This window comes from Pseudomonas sp. BF-B-15 (genome assembly GCF_019946675.1).
In the GTDB taxonomy this organism is placed as follows: Bacteria; Pseudomonadota; Gammaproteobacteria; order Pseudomonadales; family Pseudomonadaceae; genus Aquipseudomonas; species Aquipseudomonas migulae.
The window spans coordinates 22605-28604 of record NZ_JAGYFZ010000078.1; the positions used below are offsets into that span (position 1 = coordinate 22605).

General features: G+C 62.5%; 7 protein-coding genes. 4 read left to right on the plus strand and 3 right to left on the minus strand.

Going from position 1 to position 6000, the window contains the following annotated elements:
• The first annotated feature begins 51 nt into the window (after positions 1 to 51).
• Together KGA97_RS21785 and KGA97_RS21790 are read left to right on the plus strand one after the other, a co-directional pair.
• On the plus strand, positions 52 to 486 hold the full coding sequence (locus KGA97_RS21785) for a DoxX family protein (RefSeq protein WP_008031879.1): 435 nt from the start codon (positions 52 to 54) through the stop codon (positions 484 to 486).
• A 247-nt stretch (positions 487 to 733) separates the two neighbouring features.
• Positions 734 to 1042: a hypothetical protein gene (locus KGA97_RS21790; protein ID WP_008031878.1), complete on the plus strand. Its 309-nt coding sequence runs from the start codon at positions 734 to 736 to the stop codon at positions 1040 to 1042.
• Positions 1043 to 1045: 3 nt separating this feature from the next.
• Here KGA97_RS21790 and greB read toward each other — a convergent pair whose 3' ends face one another.
• From greB to KGA97_RS21805, 3 genes are read right to left on the minus strand one after another with little or no spacing between them, the layout of a single operon-like run.
• Positions 1046 to 1543 carry a transcription elongation factor GreB gene (greB, locus tag KGA97_RS21795; RefSeq protein WP_008031876.1) on the minus strand — a complete coding sequence of 166 codons (498 nt, stop codon included), beginning with the start codon at positions 1541 to 1543 and terminating at the stop codon, positions 1046 to 1048.
• Positions 1544 to 1577: 34 nt separating this feature from the next.
• The gene (locus KGA97_RS21800) at positions 1578 to 4082 is read right to left on the minus strand and encodes an ABC transporter permease (protein WP_223481476.1); all 2505 of its coding nucleotides are present in this window, start codon (positions 4080 to 4082) and stop codon (positions 1578 to 1580) included.
• The gene (locus KGA97_RS21805) at positions 4082 to 4765 is read right to left on the minus strand and encodes an ABC transporter ATP-binding protein (protein ID WP_008031873.1); all 684 of its coding nucleotides are present in this window, start codon (positions 4763 to 4765) and stop codon (positions 4082 to 4084) included. Before KGA97_RS21805 ends, KGA97_RS21800 begins: the two co-directional genes overlap by 1 nt.
• A 10-nt stretch (positions 4766 to 4775) precedes the next feature.
• Here KGA97_RS21805 and KGA97_RS21810 point away from each other — a divergent pair, with 10 nt between their 5' ends.
• Entirely contained in the window at positions 4776 to 5381 is a 606-nt protein-coding gene (locus tag KGA97_RS21810; protein ID WP_008031871.1) for an arylesterase, read from the plus strand.
• A 56-nt stretch (positions 5382 to 5437) separates the two neighbouring features.
• Positions 5438 to 5731: a hypothetical protein gene (locus KGA97_RS21815; protein WP_003226812.1), complete on the plus strand. Its 294-nt coding sequence runs from the start codon at positions 5438 to 5440 to the stop codon at positions 5729 to 5731.
• Positions 5732 to 6000: the final 269 nt, after the last annotated feature.

A 6000-nucleotide genomic window follows, 5' to 3' on the forward strand; every position in this document is an offset into this window, starting at 1 on the left:
TGATTAATATAGCGGCCAACCAACACACAAACACACAATGGATGACACAGCATGAGCTCACTGATCAACAAGGTACTGTTTACCCGCGCTGGCTACGGCCTGACTGTCCTGCGGATCTTCGTCGGCATCATCTTCGCGGCCCACGGCTCGCAGAAACTCTTCGGCGCTTTCGGCGGCTACGGTCTGGCGGGCACCGCGCAGTACATGGAAAGCATCGGCCTGGCACCGGGTTACCTGATGGCCACGTTGGCCGGTGGTACCGAGTTCTTCGCCGGTCTGGCCTTGATCATCGGCTTGCTGGTCCGCCCTGCGGCACTTGGCCTGACGTTCCTGTCGCTGGTCGCCATCTTCAGCGTGCATATCAGCAACGGTCTGTTCATGGCCAACAACGGTTATGAATTCGCCCTGGCCCTGCTGGGTGGCAGCATCGCGGTGCTGTTCGAAGGCGCCGGCAAGCTGTCGGTTGATCGCGCCATCGCTGGTTGATCGCTCTGGCTCAACGAAAAGGCCCGCATTGCGCGGGCCTTTTTTGTTGTGCGTCATTCTTGACACTGTCCGGTCAGCTTCTCTAGGATGCTGCCATGCGCCGATTTAAACAGCTACTTGCGGGGCGCCAGGTGACTCATTCAGTTGCCGATAGAAGCTTGAAACAGGCTTCGAAATACCGCTAAAGCGCTGGTTCGGTGTTGCCTCTCACCTGCCATGCAGACTTTTGAGGCAGAGACACGACACGATGAATGCACTAAACCCCGTTGTACGCCCCGCGCCGATCACGGCACATCTGACCCAGCGCAATCCAAAAATCCTGCTTGGCGGCAAACATCAGCCGACGCTCCTGCGTTACCTCGATGGTTGGCCACGTCGCACCGGTGGGCCCGCAGCTTTCCTGATCCAGTTCGTCGAAGACGGTGAGTCACTGGCGCGTTTTGCCAGCGACAGTTTCGACCTGGCGGTGATTCAGTCGCCCGCCCTTGAAGACGCGCCAGAGATGATCAGGCAACTGACCCGCGTCGCCCGGCAAGGGCTGATCACCCGCCGTTAAGGCTTATGGGTAATCAATCGCCACGATATACACGCACTGTTCGCCGGTAGGCGTCTGGACCCGAACTTCGGCGTCCAGTGCCTTGCCGATCAGGGCGCGTGCCAGCGGTGAGTCGATGCTGATCAGGCCCAGTTTCAAGTCCAGCTCATCCGGCCCGACGATGCGATAGCGCGACTCTTTGCCGTCCTCGTCTTCGATGGTGACCCAGGCCCCGAAGTAGACTTTGTTCGGATCGCTGGGTTTTTCGCTGACCACCTTGAGCGCTTCCAGGCGCTTGGTGAGAAAGCGCACGCGACTGTCGATTTCGCGCAACATCTTTTTGCCGTAGGTGTATTCGGCGTTCTCGGAGCGATCACCCTGTGCCGCGGCCTCGCTGACCGATTGCGTGACCTGCGGTCGGCGCACATGCCAGAGTTCATGGAACTCGGCCCGCATCCGCGCTTCACCTTCAGGGGTGATCAGCGCGGTGCCAGCGGTGCGGGGAGGGCGATAACGGCTCATGGCAACTTCTTGTGGTTGAGAAGAGTTGAGTCTATCAACCCTCGCGCAAGACTGTCAGGGGGCTGGCGTTCAAGGCACGTCGGGTGCCAAACACGCCGGCACCGCCGATCAGCACGGCGCCGATCAGTGGCAACACCAGCAGCCACGGATGCGGGTGCCACGGCAAGTCGAAGGCGTAACGGTACAGCACCAGGCTCACCAGCTCCGAGCCCAGTGCCGCCAGCAACCCGCTGACCGCGCCAAGCAGGCCGAACTCGATCCGTCGGGCCTTGACCAGCAACTGGCGCTCGGCCCCCAGTGCCCGCAACAATGCGCCCTGGCGAATGCGTTCATCCAGCGTGGCTTGCAGGCCCGAGAACAACACCGCCATCCCCGCCGCCAACACAAACAACAGCACGTATTCCACTGCCAGGGTGACCTGGGCGAGGATGCTGCGCAGCTGCGCCAGCAAGGCTTCGACTTGCAGAATGGTCACCGCCGGGAAGGCGCGGGACAGGTCGACGATCTGCTGGTCGTGGCCCGCCGCCAGATAGAAACTGGTCAGGTAGGTCGCTGGCAGATCCTTCAATGTGCCGGGCTGGAAAATCATGAAGAAGTTCGGCTGGAAGTTGTCCCAGTTGATCTCCCGCAGGCTGGTGACCTTCGCTTCGCGATTGACCCCGCCGACGGTGAAGACCATGTGATCGCCGAGCTTGAGCTTCAGGCTCTCGGCGACTTTGCCTTCCACCGACACGCCGGGAACGTCGTCCGGCGCCTGATCGCCCCACCAGTTGCCGGCGGTGAGTTTGTTGCCGGCCGGCAGGTCTGCCGCCCAGGTCAGGCTGAGGTCGCGCTGAATCGCCCGATCACCGGCCGAGTCCTTGCTGACGATGTCCTGCACCGGTTCGCCATTGATGCTGATCAATCGCCCCGGCACCACCGGGTACAACGGCGCCGATTGTGCCGACAGTTCGATCAGGCGCTCGGTGAATGCCTGTTTTTCCGCCGGCAGGATGTTTAGCGCGAAGTAATTCGGCGCGTTTTTCGGCAACTGGTTTTGCCAGGTGTCCAGCAATTCGCCGCGCAGCAAAGCGATCAACGCCATGGACAGCAGGATCAGACCGAAGGCCAGCGATTGGCCGGCTGCCGCCAGTGGATGACGCAGCAATTGACCCAGGCCGAGACGCCACGGCAACGAAGCGCGTGCGAGCATCCGGCGCAGGCTCTTCAGTAGCAGCAACAGCAAACCGCCCAGCACCAGCGCCGCGATCACGCCGCCGCCGAGCAGGGCGAAGGTCAGTACCAAATCCAGGCTCAGGCGCCACATGATCAGCCCGAGAGCGCCCAGTGCAGCGCCGTAGACCATCCAGGTGCTGGAAGGAATCGGCAGCATGTCGCGACGTAATACGCGCAGAGGTGGGACCCGACCCAACGCAGCCAGTGGCGGCAAGGCAAAACCGGCCAGCGCCACCAGTCCGGTGCCGATCCCGGCGATGGCCGGAAGCAGGCCGCCCGGTGGAACATCGGCCGGCAACAAATCATGCAGCAGCGCGAACAACCCGAGTTGCGCCAGCCAGCCGAGCAAGGCGCCGCTGATGCTGGCCAACAGTCCGAGTACCGTCAGCTGCAAACTGAACAGCACCATGGTTTCCCGACGGGACAGCCCGAGGCAACGCAAAAGTGCACTGGCATCGAAGCGGCGGGTGGCGAAACGCGTCGCCGACAGCGCCACCGCGACACCGGATAACAGCACCGCGACCAGACTCGCCATGTTCAAGTAGCGCTCGGCTTTGCCCAGTGCGCCGCCGATCTGCCGGTTGCCATCGCGGGCGTCTTGAATGCGTTGATTGGCGGCGAGGCCGGGTTTGATCAATTGACGGTAGGTTTCCAGCGCTTCGGCCTTGCCGCGCCAGAGTTCGCGGTAGCTGACGCGGCTGCCGGGCTGCACCACGCCGGTCGCCGCGAGATCGCTGAGGTTAATCAGCACCCGTGGCGTCAGGCTGTAGAAATTGCCGGCACGATCCGGTTCATAGGTCAGGACGCGCGCCAGTTTCAGGGTGCGCATGCCGACGTCGATGCTGTCGCCGATCTTCAAGTCCAGCGCGGTCAGCAGTCGCGCTTCAACCCAGGCTTCGCCGGGTTTCGGTCCGCCTCCGGATTCTTCCGCAGCGAAGGGCGCGGCGGCGCTTTTCAGTTCGCCGCGCAGTGGATAGACGTCGTCGGCGGCCTTGATGCTGGACAGCTGAATGCCATTGTCGGTGGCGATTACGCTGGAGAACTCCACCACCTGCGCATGTTCGAGGCCCAGATCCGTGCCGCTTTTGATCTGTTCGGGGCGCGCCGGCGAACTGCCTTCGAGCAGCAGGTCGGCGCCGAGAAACTCGGTGGCGCGCAGCATCATGGCGCCATTCAGGCGGGCGCCGAAGTAACCGATGGCGGTACTCGCCGCCACCGCCACCAGCAAAGCGAAGAACAACACCCGCAACTCGCCGGCGCGGGCATCGCGCAGCAGTTGGCGGATGGCGAGACTGAACAGGCGCAACAGCGGCAGGCGTGCCATCAAGGCTCCAGAGGGGCGACCAGCAGGCCGGCTTCAAGGCGGATCAGGCGCCGGCAACGATGTGCCAGGCGTTCATCGTGGGTCACCAGCACCAGGGTCGTGCCGCGTTCCTTGTTCAGTTCGAACAACAGATCGCTGATGCGCTCGCCGGTGTGGCTGTCGAGGTTGCCGGTGGGTTCGTCGGCGAACAGCACGTCGGGCTCGGCGGCAAACGCACGGGCAATCGCCACACGTTGCTGCTCGCCACCGGAGAGCTGGCGGGGCGAGTGGGTCAGGCGTTGGCCCAAACCGACCCGTCGCAGCAATTCGGTGGCGCGCTCACGGGCGTCTTTGCGGCCATCGAGTTCCAGCGGCAACATGACGTTTTCCAGGGCGTTGAGGCTGTCGAGCAGCTGGAATGATTGAAAGACAAAACCGACGTGTTCGGCGCGAATGCGTGCACGTTGGTCTTCATCGAGATTGCTCAGGCCCTGGCCTGCGAGGGTGACTTCACCGCTGCTCGGCAAGTCGAGGCCGGCGAGCAGGCCGAGGAGGGTGGATTTTCCCGAGCCGGACGCGCCAACGATGGCCAGGCTGTCGCCCTTGTTCAGTTCCAGGCTGAGTTCGTGCAGGATAGTCAGATCACCTTCCGCGCTGGGAACCACTTTGCTGAGGTCCTTCGCGGTGAGAATGCTTGCGCCCATGGAGAATCCGATGCGAGTGTGGTTTTTGAGTGCTGGCCTGGCCTTGATGTGCATGGCCCAGAACGCAGCGGCGGGTACTGTCCTGATCGTTGGCGATAGTATCAGCGCCGGTTTCGGACTGGATACCCGCGAGGGGTGGGTGTCGCTGCTTGAGCAACGGCTCAAACGCGAAGGTTTCGACGATAAGGTGGTCAATGCGTCCATCAGCGGCGACACCAGCGCCGGAGGCCGGGCGCGCCTGCCTGCGCTGCTTGCAGAGCATAAACCGGAGTTGGTGATCCTCGAGTTGGGTGGCAATGACGGGCTGCGCGGAATGCTGCCAACACAATTGCAACAAAACCTTGCAGCGATGATCAACAGCTCCAAGGCCAGTGGCGCCAAAGTGCTATTACTCGGCATGCAACTGCCACCCAACTACGGTGCGCGCTACAACAAGGTCTTCGCTGAGGCTTTCAGCAACGTCGCCGCCGAGAAAAAAATCCCGCTGGTGCCGTTTTTCCTCGAGGGCGTGGGCGGGCATCCTGAGCTGATGCAGTCAGACGGCCTGCACCCGACTGCGGGCGCTCAGGACAAGTTGCTGGAAAATGTCTGGCCGACACTGAAACCGCTGCTTTGACGCTTTTCTAGCGGCGGTGTTTCGGCTAAGGTGGCGCCCCCGATTTGGAGCCCCCGATGCCGCGTCCCGCCTGGTCACTTTTTGCCTATCAACTGATCGAGCCTGACGAACAGCTGGATCTGTTCGCCTGCCAGGAAGTGCGGGTACATCTGGTGACCCGTCAGCTGGAGCTGGGCGGCTCGGCCGATCGCACCTTGTGCGGAAGTCTGCTGCCCGCGCAGCCGCGCTGGTCGAGCGTTGATCGACGGGTGTTCCAGGACCAGCGGCTGTGTTCGTTGTGCCGGGCCATTCTGGAGTCGCAAAAGCGCGGTACTTCGCCGATCTGGCCGGAGCTGCGGTTCGAGCTTTGATGGCTTGATGTGGGGTTGGGTTGGGGGCATATCCGTTTTTGCGGTAACGGCCACTGACGGTTTCGCTTTTACAGCGAGTCACTTTCGAAAAGCGCGAAAGTAACCAAAGCGCTTTTGCCCCTTTCGTTCGGTGCCTCGCTAAGGCTCGGCATGCCCTCGCTCCGGTCCTGCTCCGTGGGCCCGCCGCCATCGGCCATCCATGGCCGGGGGCGGCTAACCCGGCATCCATGCCGGGTTGCCCACTACGCAGAACCTGCGCTCGGCCTCTC

What these genes read in the sequence shown, in the direction of transcription:
- KGA97_RS21785 (WP_008031879.1), top strand. Translation starts at nt 52, where the DNA reads ATGAGCTCACTGATCAACAAGGTACTGTTTACCCGCGCTGGCTACGGC.
- KGA97_RS21790 (WP_008031878.1), top strand. Translation starts at nt 734, where the DNA reads ATGAATGCACTAAACCCCGTTGTACGCCCCGCGCCGATCACGGCACAT.
- greB (WP_008031876.1), bottom strand. Translation starts at nt 1,543, where the DNA reads ATGAGCCGTTATCGCCCTCCCCGCACCGCTGGCACCGCGCTGATCACC.
- KGA97_RS21800 (WP_223481476.1), bottom strand. Translation starts at nt 4,082, where the DNA reads ATGGCACGCCTGCCGCTGTTGCGCCTGTTCAGTCTCGCCATCCGCCAA.
- KGA97_RS21805 (WP_008031873.1), bottom strand. Translation starts at nt 4,765, where the DNA reads ATGGGCGCAAGCATTCTCACCGCGAAGGACCTCAGCAAAGTGGTTCCC.
- KGA97_RS21810 (WP_008031871.1), top strand. Translation starts at nt 4,776, where the DNA reads ATGCGAGTGTGGTTTTTGAGTGCTGGCCTGGCCTTGATGTGCATGGCC.
- KGA97_RS21815 (WP_003226812.1), top strand. Translation starts at nt 5,438, where the DNA reads ATGCCGCGTCCCGCCTGGTCACTTTTTGCCTATCAACTGATCGAGCCT.